Origin of the sequence: Salinarimonas sp. (genome assembly GCF_046292825.1) — a bacterium.
Taxonomy (GTDB): Bacteria; Pseudomonadota; Alphaproteobacteria; order Rhizobiales; family Beijerinckiaceae; genus Salinarimonas.
The window spans coordinates 46,947-63,851 of the sequence record NZ_JBKBQG010000013.1 but is presented as its reverse complement, the minus strand read 5'-3'; the positions used below and the strand labels follow the sequence as shown (position 1 = coordinate 63,851).

Here is a 16,905-nt window from a genome sequence, read left to right as displayed (position 1 = left end):
CCCGCCGCGCACGGCTCATTGCCCGGCTTCGGTCGCCACCAGGAGCCAGTTCGGGTCGCGCGAGCCGAGCGTGCGGGCGAAGGTCCACACGTCGGTCACCTCGACGACCTGATCGGCGCTGCCCTCGACGACGGCGCCGCCGGCATCGCGGGTCACCGAGATCAGCTCGGAGACGATGCGCAGGGTCACCTGGGCGCTCTTGCCCTTCACCTCGGCATGCGTGATCTCGGTCTTGTCGATGGCGACGAAGGTGGTCTCCGCCTTCTCGCCGCGGCCCTCGCGTTCGGCGATCGCCTGCTCGAACCCTTCGTAGACCTCCGGCGAGAGCAGGCCCTCGAGCGTCTTGCGATCGCCCGCCGCGAAGGACGTGACGATCATCTCGTAGGCCATCTTGGCCCCCTCGATGAAGTCCCGACCATTGAATTGCGGCTCCTGGCGCGCGATCTCGTCGAGCGCCTGGGGCGTCTCCGGGGTGGCGCCCGCGGCGACCACGCCCTTCCAGCGATCGGCCGGCGAGAGCCCCGGCGCCGCGGGCCCGCCGGGCAGGCGCACGACGTTGTCCGCGCCGTTGGGGCGCGGGGCGCGGGCCTGGCTGGTCTCGCGGCGGAACGGATCCTGCGGCGGTTTCTCGTGTCCGGTCTTCTGGCCGAGCACCGAGCGTAGCCGCCAGATCACGAAGACGGCGAGCGCGAGAAAGATCAGCGTCGTGATGTCGAATGTCTCTTGCATCGTCGGTCCGGCCTGGAAATCCCCGGTGTCGGGCCCACGGTCTCGCACGCGGATCTCGATCGAGGCCGGGCCGGCACCGCCGACACGCCCCCGGAGCCGCGCGCGAGCGACCCTCGTTGAAGATATGGGCAGTGAGCGTCCTAACATCCACCCGTCGCGGCGACAAGCGAGCGATATTCTGATGTGCGATCGCGCGATTCTTTTCGGCCGGCCTGTCGAGGCGCGAAAACGGATCGCCCGCCCGGCGCGCGCCGCGCTTGTTCGCGAGCCCGAAGCGTGTTAGCGCGCTTCGCATCCGGAGACTGCGCTTTCGCGCGCGCCTCCCGGTCGCGCCGAGCCGGCGCCCATGCCGAATTCTGGAGACACCCGATGGCCGACACTCCGGCGACGAACGGCGCGCAAGGCGCCAACCAGGGCGGCGCCGACACCGCCCCCTCGCTGAACGCGCTCGCTCAATACACGAAGGATTTCTCCTTCGAGAACCCGAACGCGCCGCGCTCGCTCTCGCCGCAGCAGGGCCAGCCGCAGATCTCGATCCAGGTCAACGTCAACGCCAAGCCGATGTCGGAGACCGATTACGAGGTCGAGCTGAAGCTCGAGGGCGATGCGAAGACCCAGGCGAACCTTCTGTTCAAGTTCGAACTGAACTACGCCGGCATCTTCCGGATCCGCAACATTCCCCAGGATCAGGTCCACCCGGTCATCATGATCGAGTGCCCGCGCCTCCTGTTCCCCTTCGCGCGGCAGATCGTCGCCGACGCGGTGCGCAACGGCGGCTTCCCGCCGCTCTACATCGACCCGATCGATTTCGTGGCCCTCTATCGCCAGCGCGCCGCCCAGGCGCAGCAGGCCCAGGCCGGCGCCGAGACGCCGACCGCGTGATCGCGGCGTCGGCGGACGGGTCGGCTCAGCCCTCGTCCGCCGCCCGCTCGCCCAGATAGCCCTTCCAGACGGTCTCGGCCTTGAAGCGGGCGAGGAAGGCGGCGTGCGCCGCGCGCTCCTCGTCCGTGAGGCGCGACGGGGCCGGGCGCCGCGCGACGGCGGGCCCGCTCGGCAGGACGATGCCGAGCGGCCGCGCCTCGAGCCCGGGCGTCGCGAGCCCGAGATCCTTCTGCTTGCCGCCGATCAGCTCGATATAGACTTCCGCCAGGATCTCCGCGTCGAGGAGCGCGCCGTGCTTCGTGCGGCGCGAATTGTCGATGCCGTAGCGCGAGCAGAGCGCGTCGAGGCTCGCGGGCGCGCCCGGATGCTTGCGGCGCGCCAGCATGAGGGTGTCGAGCACCTGCGCCTCGGGCCAGGCGGGGCGGCCGAGCCGGCCGAGCTCCATGTTGATGAAGCCCATGTCGAACGGCGCGTTGTGGATGACGAGGCGCGCCCCCTCGACGAAGGCGAGGAACTCGTCGGCCACAGCGGCGAAGACCGGCTTGTCGGCGAGGAAGGCGTCCGAGAGGCCGTGCACCTCGAACGCGCCCTGCGAGACCGGCCGCTGCGGATTGACGTAGACGTGGTAGGTGCGCCCGGTCGGGATGTGGTCGAGGAGCTCGACGCAGCCGATTTCGATCAGCCGGTCGCCCTGGGCGTGCTCGGTGCCGGTGGTCTCGGTGTCGAGGACGATTTCGCGCAGCATGACGGCGTTCGGGCTCTCTCTTCAGGCGCGCCCTTCGCGGCCGGCGAGCGCGCGCACAATATCGCGCACCTGGCGCTCCGCCGCGCGAAGCCCGCGGCCCGTGTCCACAAGGAAATGAGCCCGCGCGCGCTTCTGAGCGTCCGGCATCTGGCGCGCGAGGAGCCCGTCGAGCTTCGCCTCCGTCATGCCCGGCCGCGCCAGGATGCGGGCGCGCTGGACATCCGGGGGCGCGGTGACGACGCAGACCGCGTCGCAATGGCGCTCGCCCCCCGTCTCGAAGAGGAGCGGCACGTCGAGGACAGCGAGTCGCGCCCCGCCCGCGCGCGCCGCCGCGAGGAAGGCCGCGCGCTCGGCCGCGACGAGCGGGTGGACGATCGCTTCGAGCCGCGCGATGGCGTCGGGGTCGCCGACGACGCGGGCGGACAGGGCCGCGCGGTCGACCGCGCCCGCGCGCGTCGTGCCTGGAAAGGCGGCCTCGACGAGGGGGACGGCCGCGCCGGCATAGAGCCGGTGCACGACGGCGTCGGCGTCCTGGACGGGCGCGCCGGCCGCGCGGAACATCGCCGCGGTGGTCGACTTGCCCATCCCCATCGAGCCGGTGAGGCCGAGGACGAAGGTCACGAGCCGGCCTCGCTCGGCGCATCGGCCGCGACGAGATCGGCGACGACGAGCGCCCGCAGCTCCGGCGTCACCGTCGGGGTGACGCCGAACCAGTGCGCGAAGCCGGGCACCGCCTGGTGCAGCAGCATGCCGAGCCCGTCCACCGCCGCGAGGCCGCGGGCGCGCGCGGCAGCGAGGAGCGGGGTCTCGAGCGGCACGTAGACGATGTCGGCGATCGCCGCGTGCGCCGGGCAGGCCCCGAGGTCGAGCGCGAGCGGCGCCTGCCCCTTCATGCCGAGCGAGGTCGTGTTGACGACGAGCCCCGCTTCGCCGAGCGCGTCCTGCGCGTCCTCCCAGGGGACGAGACGGGTGCGCTCGGGCGCGAAGGCGAGGATCGGCTCGGCCTTGGCCGGATTGCGCGCGGCGATCGTCACGCGCTCGAGGCCGCGGTCGAGGAGGCCCGCGACGACCGCGCGCGCCGCACCGCCGGCACCGAGGACGAGCGCCTCCGCCCGCTTGCGCTCCCAGCCCGCGCCCAGGGCGGCGTCGAGGCTCGCCACGAAGCCGATCACGTCGGTGTTGTCGCCGTGCAGAACGCCGTCCTCGAGCCAGACGGTGTTGACGGCGCCGAGCCGGCTCGCGCGCGCGGTCGCGGCGTCGACGAGGCGGAAGGCGGTCTCCTTATGGGGGAGCGTGACGTTCCCGCCGACGAAGCCCGCCCGCGCGAGCCCGCGCAGGAAGCGCGGAAAGGCCTCCGGCGAGGCCTCGACGCGCTCGTAGGAACCGGCGACGGCGTGGCGGTCGAGCCAATGGCCGTGGATCAGCGGCGAGCGCGAATGCGCGATCGGCTGTCCGACGACGAAGGCTCTGGGGATCTGCGACATGGCGTCTCGTCTCTCCCGGGATCGCGCGGCCGCACGCGGCCCGCCCCTCCTCGCATAGCGCGCGGGGCGGGGGCGTGTCACCAGCCGATCGCGGCGCGCTCAGAACCCGCTCTCGCGCACCAGGATCGCGACGCCCGCGCGCCAGATCCGCGCGGCGAGCGAGACGCGCTCGCCTTCGAGCCGCACGGTGCCGACGAGCGCCCGCGGCGGCGCCGCTTGCGGCTCGACCGGTGCGAGGAGCACCCGGTAGATCGCCCCCTCCGGCACGATCTCCGCGCCGCGCTGGAAGGCCGCGATGCCGCCGCCGAGCGTGGAGGAGAGTTCCGGCGCGGCGTCGAGGCGGCGCGTCGCCGTCTGCGCGATCTCGGTGACGACGAGCGGCAGCGGCGCATGACCCGGCGCCGTGGCGTGGAAGGTCCCGGACGCCCCGGCCGAGAGGCGGCCGAGATCGGCCTCGTCCACGTAGGCCTCGACGAGGAGGCGTTCGGGCGCGATCAGCGTCGCGAGCCACTCGCCCTCCGGCGTCCAATCCCCGGCGCGGACCTCCTCGTCGCGCTCGGCGAGGAGACCGTCATGCGGGGCGCTCACGACGAGCCGCTCGACGAGGGCCGCGAGCGCCGTGCGCTCGGCGAGCGCGCCTTCGAGCTCGCGCCACAGGGCCTCGCGATTGGTGCGCCCGCCGGTCGAATCGACTTCGACGCTCGCCCGCCAGCGCAAAAGCGCGATCCGCCGCTCGGTCTCGGCGAGGCGGTGCTCGAGATCGGGGGAGGCGAAGGCGAAGAGCGGCTCGCCGCGGGCGACCCGGGCGCCCGGCGCGGCGGCGATGGCGACGAGGCGCGCATCTGCCGGGGCGAAGAGCTGCGTCTGCCGCTCGGCGCGCAGGAGCGCGGGCGCGTGCACCGGCCACTCGATCGGCACGACGAGGAGGATGACGAGGACGAGGAGCGCACCGGCCGTCGTCGCGCTCTGCCGGTTGAGCCGCAAGGCACGCCGCCGCTCGGCCCATTCCTTGAGCTCGAGCACGATCGGCCGCCCGATGAACCAGGCGAGCTCGACCACCATCAGGAGGATGCCCAGCGCCTTGAAGAAGAAGTGGTAGACGAGGAGCGCGATGCCGAGGAACAGGAAGAACCGGTAGACCCAGGTCGCGTAGGCATAGGCCACGAGGAGCCGCGCGCGCGGCGCCGGGAAGCGCTCGGGCGGCGGCTCGCCGAAGCCGAACAGCGCCTCGCGCAAGCGCCAGCGGGCGAGCTTGAAGGCGCGGTCCTGGAGGTTGGGCGTGTCGATCGCGTCCGAGAACAGGAAATAGCCGTCGAATCGCATGAAGGGGTTCAGATTGACGGCGAGCGTCAGGATCCAGGTCGTCGTGGCGAGCACGAAGGCGGCCGAGCGCACCGGCCCGTCCGGCAGGAAGCTCCAGGCGAGCGTCATCCAGGCGGCGATGGCGAGCTCGATCGCCATGCCGGCATAGCCGATGCGCAGGCGCGCGGCGCGGTCCGTGACCCGCCAGCCGGCGGTCGTGTCGGTGTAGAGGACCGGATAGAGCACCATGAGCGCGACGCCCATCGTCGGCACCGGCAGGCCGAGCCGTTTGGCGGCGTAAGCGTGGGCGAGCTCGTGGCAGATCTTGGTGCCGACGAGGGCCAGCGCCGCGAGCACCGCGCCCTCCAGGCTGAACAGGTGCATGAAGGTCGTGGCGAAGGCGTCCCATTGCCGGAGCGCCAGCACGATCCCGAGAAGCCCCGCGACGAGCGTCGCGATCCAGAACGCCTTGTGGAAGAAGGGGGCGGCGAGCGGCAGCGTCGCCTCCAGGAAGCGATCGGGCCGCGCGAGCGGGATGCGCACGAACAGGTAGTTCTTGAGCAGGAAGGAGAGCGGGCTCATCCGCGCCGCGCGCGCCTGCTCGGCGAGCCGGGCATTGCCGTCGGGCCCGCGCACCTGCACGAGATTGGCGCCCGCGAGGAAGCGGGCGAAGGCCTCGACGTCGTCCGGCACGAGCGCGAGCGTCGTCTCCCGCGAGACCGCCTGCGCGATGGCGGCGGGGTCGCCGAGCTCCCAGCGCGCCAGCATCTCGACCTCCGCCCAGCCGATCCGGAAGAAGCGCGCGCGCGGCGGGTCCTCCAGCGTCCAGGTCGGCGCGCCCTCGCGCGTCGGCGGCCCTTCGTGCAGGATCAGCTCCTCGCGGATCGGCGGCAGGCGCGCGGCGCGCGCAGGCTGCGCCCGGCTCGCGACCGCGGCGGCCTCGGCCGCGCCGAGGCGGAGCGTCAGAGGCCCAGCCACAGCCGCGCTCCGGCGATCGGCCGCCGCAGGAGATAGACGAGGAGGCTCGTCTCCTCGCCGTAGAGCTTCGCCGTGCCGCGCAGGCCGATGCGCAGGCGCGGATCGTCCGCCTCGAAGGCGGCACGCAGCCGGTAGGCCATCGTGCCCTCCGGCATCGGCGCGGCGCGATGGCCGCTGCGCACGAGGCGGGCGGGGACGGGGTCGGCCGGGTCGATGTTGAGGAAGAAGCGCACGTCCGCGCCGGGCTCGAGCACGATCGCGTCGGAGACCGAGAGCCGGATCTCGAGCTCGCGCGCCTGCGGATCGGCGACGAGCATGATGCGCTCGCCGAGCGCGACGGGCCGCCCCTCCCAATCGGCGACGTCGTCGAACACGGCGATGCCGGTGCGCGGCGCGCCGACCCGGATGCGCGCCAGCCGCTCCTCGACGAAGGCGACCTCGGCGGCGTGCTGCTCGCGGCGGCCCTGGAGGATGGCGAGCTGGGCGCGCGAGCGGTCGTCGAAGACGGCCTGCTGCTGCGCCTGACGCAGCTCCGCCTCGGCGACGGCGAGCTGCTGGCGGGCGACTTCGAGCCGCGCGACGAGCTCGCGTCCGTCGAGCGTCACGAGCGGCTCGCCCTCGACCACGCGCGCGTTCGGCCGCACGTGCACGGCCTCGACGACGCCCGCGATCGGCGCGCGCACGAGCATCGCCTCCTCGGGAACGATCTCGGCCGGGGCGAGCACGGATTGGCGGACCGGCAGCGCGAGCACGATCGCGCTCGCGACGAGCGCCGCGAGGGCGATCGCCCGCCGCCGCGTCTTGCGGCGCATCGCGACGCGCGGGCCGACGAGGGCCGCGAGCGCGTGGGCATAGGCGTCGGCGAGATGGCCGAGCACGGACAATTCGTTGCGGGCGAAGGGCTCCGGCCGCGCGAGGAGGAGCGCGCCGACGAGGCGCTCGTTGCGTACGAGCGGGACATAGGCGACGTGGCCCGGCAGGTGAGCGGCGAAATGCGCGGCCGCCTCCCGCGCCGGCTCGCCCTCGGGCGCGCCGAAGGCCTCCCCCATGGCCGCGACCGGGACGGCCTCCGCCCGCAGGGCGTCCGGGCCCTCGGCGCGGCGGGCGAACCAGGCGGCGAGGCGCCGCGTGAAGGGCGCGTCCGGATCGGGGGTCGCGAGGCCCGACAGGGCGGCGACGCGCCCGCGATCGACGCGCCAGAAGGCGGCCTGCCGATAGGGCACGACCTGATGGGTGTCGTTGACCATCAGGAAGCCGAGTTCCTCGGCGGTCGCACAGGCGCGCACCCGCTTCTCGAGCTCGAGCACGGCGGCGAGCGCGACGAGGCCGCGATCGGGCGGGCTCATCCCCCCGGCGCTCCGGCCGCGAGCGGCGGGGCGATCTCGGCGGCGCCGCTCATGCCCGCGAAGAGGCCGGGCGCACCCTCCTCGATCTCCGCGAAGATCTTGACCGATTGGCTCACCGGATCGACGCGCGCGCCGATTCGAGCGACGCGCGCGGCGATGCGCGCATCGAGTTCGTCCACAGCGACGGAGAAGCGGTGCCCCGGCGCCAGCCAGACAAGCCAGCGGGAGGGGACGATCAGCTCGACCTCGAGCGCGCTGTCGTCGAGGATGGCGACGAGCTTCTCGCCCTCGGCGACGTATTGGTGGGGCTCGGCGAAGCGTTCGGCGATGCGGCCGGAGAAGGGGGCGACCACGTCGCAGCGCGCGACGAAGACGTCCGCCAGCGCCGTCTCGGCCTGCGCCGCGGCCAGCGCGGCGGCGGCCTCGTCGAGTTCGAGCCGGGAGATGGAGCTGAGCCGATCGAGCCGCCCCGCGGTCTCCAGGCGCCGGCGGGCGGCGAGCTCCTGGGCGGCTGCGCGGTCGCGGCGGGCGACGTGCGCCCCGCAATCGAGCCCGACGAGACGATCGCCGGCGGCGAAGGCCTCGCCCTCGCGCAGGGCGAGCGAGACGATCTTGCCGGCGATCTCGGCGGAGAGGACGGTCTGATGGCGCGGGCTGATCTGGGCGCGGATCGTCGGGCCGGCCTCGCGCGGCGCGGCTCGCGTTTCGGGGATCGGGGCGGCGAGCGGAGCGGCGAACGGGTTGTCGGCAAGCGGCGCCTGGGCTGCTGCCGGCGCGGCGACCGCGCCCGCGAGGAGGATCGCGACCAGGCCGGCCGCCGCCGTCAGGCCTGCCGCTCGGCGCTCGATCCACGCGTGTCGCATCGTCTCGACCCCCGGCTCCGGTCGTCGAACCGGAGCATCGTCTCTGCCTTCGGACGGCATCCACCCGGTGGGACGATGCGCGTGCCGTCTACTCGGTATCGGGCCGCCGCGGCGGCAATTGAGCGTAGGCCGCCCGCGGCGGCGTGTCGAGGCTCGCCGTCGGCGCACCCCCGGATGCGGGCTGCGGCACGGTGGGCAGACGCACGCGCCCGGCCTGGACCTGCGCCGTCCGCTCGGCGATGGCGCGCGCGAGGCTCGTCACGTCCGTCTCCTCCACGATCTCCGGCAGGGGATCGAAGCCCGCGGCGGCGTAGAGCGAACCGAGCGAGTTCTGCACCTCCGCGAAGGCGCGGTTGCGGGAGCGCTGGGCGAGAACCGCGGAGGCGGCGGCGCGCACGCGCTCGAGACGCGATTGCGCATCCGCCTCCTCGGCGTCGCGGGTGGCCGCGGCGATTCGCGCCTCGACGTTCTGGATGGCGGCGGCGCGCTCGTAGAGCGCCGTCGCGCGCTGAAAGCGCCGATAGCCGAGATTGACCTGCGTCAGGATGGTCATGCGCAACGCGAGCCGGCGCGTCTCGGACAGATCGGTGCGGGCCTCCCCCTCGGCCATGATCGCCGGCACCGACAGGAGCCGCAGCAGGTTCCACGTCACCTGCACGCCCGCATCGGCCCAGGAATTGTTCACGAGGAAGGAGTTCGAATCGTAATTGACGCCCGCGAACAGGTTTGCGCCGGGCAGAAGCCGCAGGATCGCCGAGCGCGTCTCCAGCGCGACGTTGCGGGCATTGTACAGCTCCTCGCGGATCTCCGGCCGCGAGACCATCGCCACCGCCTCGAGATCGGGCAGGCGATAGGGCAGGCGGGTCGCGGCCTGGCGCGGGGGCTCGAGGCGGAAGCTCGTGCCCGGCGGCAGGTTCATCAGCCCGGCGAGCTGGGCCTTGGCGATGGCGAGCTCGCTCTCGAGGATCTCGAGCTGCTGCACGATCTCGAGCATCGCGCGCTGGAACTGGAGCACCTGCAGCGGCGGCAGGAGCCGCTCGGCCTCGGCCTGGCGGGCGAAATCGAGCGCCGAGCGCGCCTCGCCGAGCACGCGGCGGACCTGGGGCGCGAGCTGCTCGGCGGTGACGGCTTCCCAATAGGCGGAGCGGACCTGATCGGCGATCGAGAGCACCACCCGGCGGCGGCGCTCCTCGGCGGCGAGCGAGCGGTTCGCCTGGGCCTGCGCGCCGAAATAGGACAGGCCGAAATCGAGCACGTTCAGCGAGACCTGGAGATCGGCGGTGCCGAGATCGCGATCCGTGCTGGTCGAGGGCTCGAGCGATTGCCGCCCCGAGAGGATCGAGCGGCTCGACGAGGCCTGGACGTTGTCGCGGGTGCGCAGGCCCGCCCGGCCCGCGAGGGTGGGCAGGAGGTCCGCGCTCGCGCTGTCGAGAAGCCGCTCCTCCAACGCACGCTCCATCAGAGCGACGCGATGGTCGAGATTGTACTTGAGCGCGCGGGCGAGCGCTTCCTCGAGCGAGATCGGCCCGGAAACCGGCTCCTGCGAGGCGTAGAGCATCGCTCGGTCGGCCGCGGCGCGGGAGATCTGCTCCTCCAGAGACAGCGGCTCGGGCGTGATCGCGCAGCCGCCGACGAGAAGCGCCCCCGCCACGCTCGCCGCGAGGGCCGCACGACGCGCCCCCGTTCTCCCCGGTCGTCCCGCTCTGTCCGCCATTTGCCCCACCCGTCCCCGATCACCGATTCGGAGCGACCGTCCCCCGCTCCCTCCAGGCCGCGGACGGCCCGAACAATCGCAGCTCCGGCCGCGGACGGCCCGGATCGTGCGGTCTTCGGGCCGCGAACGGCCCGGACCATGCTCGCGCGCGGCGACGATCAGGCCGCGTCCCTTCCGTTGCGCGAATCGCCCTCGATCTCGCCCGAAGGTCGCCCGCCTGGCAAGGTGGCAATCAAGTCGTCGAGGAAACTCTGTCCTTGTGTTGCCCAAGCGCCACGGCTGGCGGCCTTCACCGCGTCGCTGAAGGCCGGCTTGCCGCCCTCAGCGATAAGACGGACCGGCTCCGGAGCCGGCGCGGCCCCCTGGCGCTGCGGCGGCGCCTCTTGCGGCGGCGCCTCTTGGGTCGGCGCTTCTTGAGCGGGAGCGTCCTGCGGCGCGGCCGGCTCGCTCTCAGCGTCGACCGCGATTCGGAAGCCCGTGCTCGCCGATTCGCCCGTCGCGAGCCTCGCCGTCAACACGATGTCGAGCGTTCCCGTGAAGCCCGGCGGGACGTCGACGCGGAACGTGCCCGTCGCCGGGTCGAACTGGACCCAGGCCGGCAGCGGGGAGCCGTCCGCGAGGAGCGCGCCGACGAGCACCTGCGCGCCGGCGCTCTCGACCACGAAGGTGGCCGGCGGCAGCGTGAAGCTCGCCGAGCCGCCGCCCGAGCGCATCACGAAATCGCCGACCGGCGTCGACGCGCGGATGGCGATGCCGAGGCCCGAGCCGTCCGACGGGGCGAGGAAGAAGCCGCTCGTCGCCGAGATCGGCGAGAAGCCCGGCGCCGCGACCGGGCCGCCCCGGTCGGGGGCGAGGATCGACACGACGGCGCCCCCGAAGGTCGGGATCTGGGCGGGCCCGCCGATCGGCGGACCCGGCACGAAGATGATCGGCGGCGGCGCGACCGGAGGTGGCGCGGGCGGCGGCGCGGGCGGAACCACCGGCGGCGGCGGCGGCGGGATCGGAGCCTGGAGCTGCGGCCCCACGATGGTCACGGTGCCGGTGCTCGTCGCGGCGGCGGTGCCGTCGCTCACGGTCACCGTGATCGCGACCGACGCGCTCGCGCCCGGCGGGACGGCGTTCGCGACCGGCTGGAAGACGAGCCCGCGCAGCGCCGCCGCGGCAGCGTCCGGATTCGCGAAACCGTTGCGCTCGTACAACCCGGGCGCGATCTCCACGAAGCCCGCGGCCGCGAGCGAGGCGGCGGTGAGGCCGCCGGTGCCCGGATTCCCGATCGCGATGCGCACCGACAGGGTCTGCCCCGCATCCGGATCGGCGACGAGCATTCCGGCGAAGGGCTGCAGCGTGCCGTCATGCGCGACGCTCTGCCCCGGCGGGAGCCCGCCGACGACGGGCGCGTCGTTGATCGACGTGACCACGACCGAGGCGACCCGCTCGACGGCCGGCGCGACGCCGTCCGAAACCGAGACGGTGAAGGTCGTCGTCTCCGTCGTCCCCGGAAGGATGCGGTTCTCGACCGGCTGGAAGACCAGCGCGCGCAAGGCCGCCTGGGCCGCCGCCGCGTCGGGCGCGACAAGGGCGAAGACGCCCGGCACGCCCGTCGCGGCAAAGCCGCTCGCCGCGAGCGATGCGGCGGTGAAGCCGCCCTGACCGGGCTGGCCGATCGTCACGGTGACCGTGAGCGGCTGGCCGACGTCCGGATCGACGACCGTCACGGTGGCGAACGGGGCGATCGGGATCTTGTCGGTCGTCGGACGCAGAACCGGCAAGCCGTCGACGACGGGCACGTCGTTCACCGGGTCGACGAAGATCGTGACGGTCGCGGTCGCGCTCTGCGCCCCGCCGGAGCCGGTATTGCCCAGGTCGTCGATCGTGATCGTGAGGGCCACGTTCTGGTCGTCGTCCTGCGCCGTGAGGAAGGTGACGCCCGATGCCGCCACGAAGGCGTTGATGTCGGCGACCGAGCCCAGAAGGGTGATCGCGCCGGTGCCGGACCCTGCGACGGTGACGCCCGACCCGGAGGTGGCGATCAGCGTGCCGCGCGCGACCGAGAGGGTGACGAAGACCGGGCTCGAGCCCGCATCCGGATCGGCGAAGGAGATGCCGACGAGCGCGGTCGGCACGTCCTCCGGCGCGGTGAGGACGCCCGCGACCGAGATGGTCGGCGCGTCGTTGACCGGCGTGATCGCGAAGGCGAGCGTCTGCGCGCCCGAGGTGCCGTTGTCGGCGTCGCGCACCGTGAAGGAGAAGCCGCCGGTCGTCGTCTCCGAGGCGTCGTGGAGATAGGTGACGCGGCCCGCGTTCACGTCGGCCTGGGTGAAGGTGCCCCCCACCGCGAGCGCGGTGCCGTCGAGGCGCACGATGCCGTTCGAGAGGGCGGTGATCGTGAAGACGAGCTGCGCGGGGTCCGTGGTCTCCACGTCGGTCGCCGTGACGATCGCGGGCGTGAGGATCACCGAGCCGCCCTCGGCGACGCTCGGCAGGGTGCCGATCGTGACGACGGGCAGCGCGTTGGCGACGAGAACGATGGAGCGCTCGGCCACGGTGCTCTCGAGGCCGGCCGCGTCGCGCACCGTGAAGGTGAGCGTGCGCGGGGTCGTGTCGGGCGTGGTCGCGGAATTCGCGAAGGTGATGTTGCGCAGGAGCGTCTGGTAGACCTCGACGCTCGCGGAGCCGGTGATCGTCAGCGCGCGCGTTCCGGAGCTGTAGTTCGCCGACAACCCCGCGGCGATCAAGGCGTCGAGGCCCGCATTCGTGAAGCCGAGCACTTCCAGGTTGGAGTCCGTGCTCGCCGACAGGACGACGACCGCACGGTTCAGGTTGGTGCTGTCGACGTCGGCCACGACGATGCCGGGATCGATCACGATCCGCCCGCCGCCGATGGTGAAGACGGCATCGCCAGCCGACGGCGTCACCACCGGCGCGTCGTTCACGGCGACGATGGCGAGCGTGCCGGCGATCGTCCGGTCCTGGCTCGGATCCGAGCCGACGATCGTCAGCGTGACGGCTCGGTTCGGCGCGTTGCCGAAATCCGTCGGGTTCGCGGTCGTGTTCTGGAAGGCGATCGCGCGGCCGAGCGCCTGCACGGCGTCGCGCGTCGCCTCGGGACGATCGAGCGACACCACGAGAGCCGCGCCGACGCCCCCCGAGACCGTGCCGATGCGCGCGCCCTCGAAGAATACCACCCCGCCGACGACGGTGATGCCGCCGATCTCGCGGATCGAGAGGACGTCGCCGGGCGCGTAGGCGCCGAGAGCGGCCGTGACGCTGCCGCCGTCGAAGGTCAGGCCCGTGGCGGACAGGAGCGTCGCCGGCGAGAGCAGGAGCGGCGGATCGCCCTCCTGGAAGGTCGGCGCGATCGTGTTCGCGATCACGACCGTGCGGGTGACGACGACGCTGTCGAGGCCGGTCGCGTCGCGCACCGTGAACGCGATCTCGCGCGGCGTGGCGTCGGGCGTGCCGCTCAAGTTCGAATAGGTCACGTTGCGCAGGATCGTCTGGTAGACCTCGACGCTCGCCGCGCCGTTGATGGTGAGACTGCGCGTGCCGGAATTGTAGTTCGCGGTCATTCCGTTGCCGAACAACGCGGTCAGACCCGCGGTCGTGAAACCGATCGATTCGAAGTTGTTGTCGGGCGACACCGGGAGCGTCACGATCGCGCGCACGAGCGTGAGGCTGTCCGGATCGGCGACGACGAGACCGGGATCGATCCTGATCGACCCGCCATTGGGGTCGAAGAAGGTCATGTCCGCGCTCGGCGTCACGCTGGGCGGGGTGTCGACGGCGACGATCGCGATCGTGCCCGTGAGCGTGCTCGTCGTCGAGCCGGCGACGCCGGAATTGCCGCCGTCGTCGAGCGTCATGGTGACGGCGCGGGTCGGCGCGGCGCCGAAATCGGCGGGGTTGCCGGACGCGTTGTCGAAGACGATGGCGCGGGCGAGCGCCTGCACCGCCGCGTGGGTCGCCTCGGGGCGGTCGAAGGACACGACGAGATCGGCCCCCGCCCCGCCGCTCACGGTGCCGATGCGGGCGCCGCCGAAGGACACGACCCCGCCCGACACCGTGATGCCGCCGCTCTCCAAGATCGAAAGCACGTCGCCCGCGCTGTAAGTGCCGAGCGCCACGGTGAGGCTGCCGCCGTCGAAGCTCGCGGCGTCGACGCGGGTGACGGTCGCGCCGGGCGCGAGCGGGACCGGGAGGGCGCCCTCCGCGAAGGTCGGCGCGATCGTGCCGGCGAAGCCCTCCGGATCGTTGAGGGCGACGATGGTCAGGTCGCCGGTGAGCGCGTCCGACGAGAGCGGCCCGCCCGCGCCGGTATTGCCGCCGTCGTTGAAGACGACGCTGACCGCGCGCGTCGTCGCGGTGCCGCCGGCGGTCGGGTCGTCGCCGACGTGGAAATAGACCACGTTGCGCAGGACGTCGGTGACGACCGCGTTCGTCGCGGCGCCGGTGAAGGTCACCACGAGGGCGCCGCCGACGCCGCCCGCGACGCTCGCCACGGCCGTGCCGCCGACGCGGATCTCGCCCGTCCCGGAATCGTAGGTGTAGGGGCCGAAGGTCGCCGCGAAGCTGATTCGATCGCCGGTCTGGTAGCTGGCAAAAGACACCGTCAGCGTGGCGCCGGGGAACGCCGCGGGCTGATCCGGATCGGTCACGGTGGCGTCGGAGGAGACGAGGAAAACCGAGGCGCCGCTCGCCGCCGCACCGGCATTCGCCACCGTCTCCGTGAACGTCCCGCCGACGGTCCCGGTGAGCACGGGCGGGTCGTTGATCGCGGCGACGACGAGGGTGGCGGTGCCGACCTGCGTCGAGAACGTCGTCGCGGTGCCCACCGTGGTCGCGTCCACCCGGTCGCCGACGACGCCCGAGGAGCGATCCCAGCCGCGCACGGTGAGCGTCGCGGTCTCGCCCTGGACGCCGTTCGGCACGTAACGGATCTGCACCGCGTCCGACAGGAGGAGCGCGTTGCCGGCCGCGACGAAGCCGATCGCAGACCAAGCGACGCCGCCGTCGGTCGAGAATTGCCACGTCCCGAGCCCCGTCGACCCGATCACGGCGATGCCGCGGCCGGGCCCGTCCGGATCGGCGAAGCCAAGACCCGAGGTGATGTCGAACACCGTGGTCGCTGCGGTCGTGTTCTCGTCGGTGGGCGGCAGCGCGAAGCTCGTCTGGCCGAGGCTCGGCGCGTCGTTCACCGCCTCGAGCGTCACGGCGGAGGCGATCGTGACGCTCGTCGTGTCCTGCCCGCCATTGGCGGTGCCGCCGGAATCGCGGATCGAGATCAGCGTGACGGTGCGGCCGCCGGCCACCGTCGGATCATCGCTCGTGTTCTCGTAGGCGAGGCTCTGGACGAGCGTCTGCGCCTCGGCGGGGGTGCGCGACAGGCCGGTTATCGAGACGGTCGCGACGCCGCCCGCCACGCTCACGCTCGCCGTGCCGCCGCCGGTCAGGGCGAGCGTGGTGCCGTGGGTCAGAGCGAGCGCCTGCCCGCCGATGAGGAGCCGCTCGGCCGCGCCGTCGGCCAAGCCCGACACCGTGAGCGTGAGGGCGACGATGGTCTCGCCCGGCTCGATCGTCGAGATCGTCACGCCGGAGAACAGGGTCGCCGCGGTGCCGCCTTCGGTGAAGGTCGGGTTCGTGCCGGTGGCGGCGAGGGTCGGCGGGTCGTTGATGTCGACGATCGCCTTCGTCGCCGTCGCGACCGCCGCGGAGAAGGCCGTGGTGCCGCCGTTCGTGGTGGTGTCGGCGAAGCGCGAGATCGTGTCCGAGGCCGTGCCCGTCGTCCCGTCCCAGGCGCGGAAGGTGAGGGTGGCGGTGCCGCCGACGACGCCGTCCGGCACGAAACGCAGCTGCGCCGTCGAGGCGAGGAGGAGCGAGCTCGTCGAGGAGACCGAGGCGATGTTGATCCACGTCGCGCCGCCATTGGGGGAATAGAACCAGGTGCCGCTGCCGACGATCGTCTGCGCCGTCACGGCGATGCCGGCGAACGCGCCGGGATCGGCATCGGCATAGCCCGCGCCCGCCAGGAGAGCGGAGACGAGCGTGCCCGTCGGCCACGTGTCGTTCTCGTCCGTGCCGATCATCGCGACGACCGAGCCTGGGGTCAGCGTCGGCGCGTCGTTGACGCCGGTCGCGAGGACCTGCGCGCTGCCGGAGGCCTGGGCGGTCCCGTCCGACACGGTGACGGAGAAGGTCGTCGTCTCGGTCGCGCCGCCGGCGACGCGGTTGGCGGCGGGCGTGAAGACGAGGGCGCGCAAAGCCGTCTGGGCCGCGGCCGCGCTCGCGGCGGAGAATGTGTAGACGCCCCCGCCCTGGTGGACGAAGCCGCCGCCCGCGAGCGTGCCCTTGGCCGCGTCGTCGAGCGCGACGCTCACGACGATCGTCTGGCCGGGGTCCGGATCGGCGATCGTCGCGTTCGCGAAGGGCGACACGGTCGCGTTGTCGAACACGCCCACGGGCGTGCCCGGCAGGCCGCCGAGCACGGGCGCGTCGTTGACCGAGGTGGCGGTGACCTGCGCGGTGACGGCGCTGCCGTTCGCGCTGCCGTCGTTGGGGGTCAGCGTGAAGGTGGTGACGACGTTGGAGCCCGGCGCGACCTGGTTCTGCGCCGGCGTGAAGACGAGTGCCTGGAGGCGGGCGGTGAGCTCGGCCGGGTTCGCGCCCGACAGCGTGTAATTGCCCGCCGATCCGGTGAGCCCCGTGCCGGAGAGCGCGCCGTTGGCGGCTGTGAAGGTGATCGTGATCGTGCCGCCATTGCTCTCCGCATCGGTGAAGGAGAGGGCGGAGAAGGGGGTGGCGGTGGCGGTGTCGAGGATGGTGGGGTTGGCGGGGGTGCCGACGAGCACGGGCGGGGTGTTGGGCA

10 protein-coding genes are annotated in these 16,905 nt (G+C 73.1%); 1 reads left to right on the top strand and 9 read right to left on the bottom strand.

Annotated features, from left to right (window positions below; translation table 11 throughout):
• Positions 1–15: 15 nt before the first annotated feature.
• Positions 16–729, bottom strand: a complete 714-nt coding sequence (locus ACK4UM_RS08825; RefSeq protein ID WP_409797883.1) for a Tim44/TimA family putative adaptor protein — start codon at positions 727–729, stop codon at positions 16–18.
• A gap of 369 nt (positions 730–1,098) precedes the next feature.
• On the opposite strand from ACK4UM_RS08825, the gene secB reads away from it, so the two are divergent.
• A complete protein-coding gene (gene secB / locus ACK4UM_RS08820; RefSeq protein ID WP_409797881.1) occupies positions 1,099–1,611 on the top strand; it encodes a protein-export chaperone SecB in 513 nt (170 codons plus the stop codon).
• Between the two features lie 25 nt (positions 1,612–1,636).
• Here the strand turns inward: secB and dnaQ are convergent, their stop codons facing one another.
• From dnaQ to ACK4UM_RS08780, 8 genes are all read right to left on the bottom strand, one after another.
• A complete protein-coding gene (gene dnaQ / locus ACK4UM_RS08815; RefSeq protein WP_409797879.1) occupies positions 1,637–2,356 on the bottom strand; it encodes a DNA polymerase III subunit epsilon in 720 nt (239 codons plus the stop codon).
• Positions 2,357–2,377: 21 nt separating this feature from the next.
• Positions 2,378–2,977: a dephospho-CoA kinase gene (gene coaE / locus ACK4UM_RS08810; protein WP_409797877.1), complete on the bottom strand. Its 600-nt coding sequence runs from the start codon at positions 2,975–2,977 to the stop codon at positions 2,378–2,380.
• Positions 2,974–3,840, bottom strand: coding sequence for a shikimate dehydrogenase (locus tag ACK4UM_RS08805; RefSeq protein WP_409797875.1), 867 nt, complete (start codon positions 3,838–3,840; stop codon positions 2,974–2,976). The genes coaE and ACK4UM_RS08805 overlap by 4 nt, the downstream gene beginning before the upstream one ends.
• Before the next feature lie 99 nt (positions 3,841–3,939).
• Positions 3,940–6,120, bottom strand: a complete 2,181-nt coding sequence (locus tag ACK4UM_RS08800; protein ID WP_409797873.1) for an HlyD family efflux transporter periplasmic adaptor subunit — start codon at positions 6,118–6,120, stop codon at positions 3,940–3,942.
• A complete protein-coding gene (locus ACK4UM_RS08795; protein WP_409797871.1) occupies positions 6,105–7,466 on the bottom strand; it encodes an efflux RND transporter periplasmic adaptor subunit in 1,362 nt (453 codons plus the stop codon). Before ACK4UM_RS08795 ends, ACK4UM_RS08800 begins: the two co-directional genes overlap by 16 nt.
• Complete coding sequence (locus ACK4UM_RS08790; protein ID WP_409797869.1) at positions 7,463–8,329, bottom strand: efflux RND transporter periplasmic adaptor subunit; 867 nt, start codon at positions 8,327–8,329, stop codon at positions 7,463–7,465. The genes ACK4UM_RS08795 and ACK4UM_RS08790 overlap by 4 nt, the downstream gene beginning before the upstream one ends.
• An 88-nt stretch (positions 8,330–8,417) precedes the next feature.
• A complete protein-coding gene (locus tag ACK4UM_RS08785) occupies positions 8,418–10,043 on the bottom strand; it encodes a TolC family protein (protein WP_409797868.1) in 1,626 nt (541 codons plus the stop codon).
• 158 nt (positions 10,044–10,201) lie between these two features.
• Entirely contained in the window at positions 10,202–16,888 is a 6,687-nt protein-coding gene (locus ACK4UM_RS08780) for a cadherin-like domain-containing protein (RefSeq protein WP_409797929.1), read from the bottom strand.
• Positions 16,889–16,905: the final 17 nt, after the last annotated feature.

Bases quoted from the DNA above. Each gene is read 5' to 3' on its own strand.
- ACK4UM_RS08805 (WP_409797875.1), bottom strand. From the start codon at position 3,840: ATGTCGCAGATCCCCAGAGCCTTCGTCGTCGGACAGCCGATCGCGCAT.
- ACK4UM_RS08825 (WP_409797883.1), bottom strand. From the start codon at position 729: ATGCAAGAGACATTCGACATCACGACGCTGATCTTTCTCGCGCTCGCC.
- dnaQ (WP_409797879.1), bottom strand. From the start codon at position 2,356: ATGCTGCGCGAAATCGTCCTCGACACCGAGACCACCGGCACCGAGCAC.
- ACK4UM_RS08790 (WP_409797869.1), bottom strand. From the start codon at position 8,329: ATGCGACACGCGTGGATCGAGCGCCGAGCGGCAGGCCTGACGGCGGCG.
- secB (WP_409797881.1), top strand. From the start codon at position 1,099: ATGGCCGACACTCCGGCGACGAACGGCGCGCAAGGCGCCAACCAGGGC.
- ACK4UM_RS08795 (WP_409797871.1), bottom strand. From the start codon at position 7,466: ATGAGCCCGCCCGATCGCGGCCTCGTCGCGCTCGCCGCCGTGCTCGAG.
- ACK4UM_RS08785 (WP_409797868.1), bottom strand. From the start codon at position 10,043: ATGGCGGACAGAGCGGGACGACCGGGGAGAACGGGGGCGCGTCGTGCG.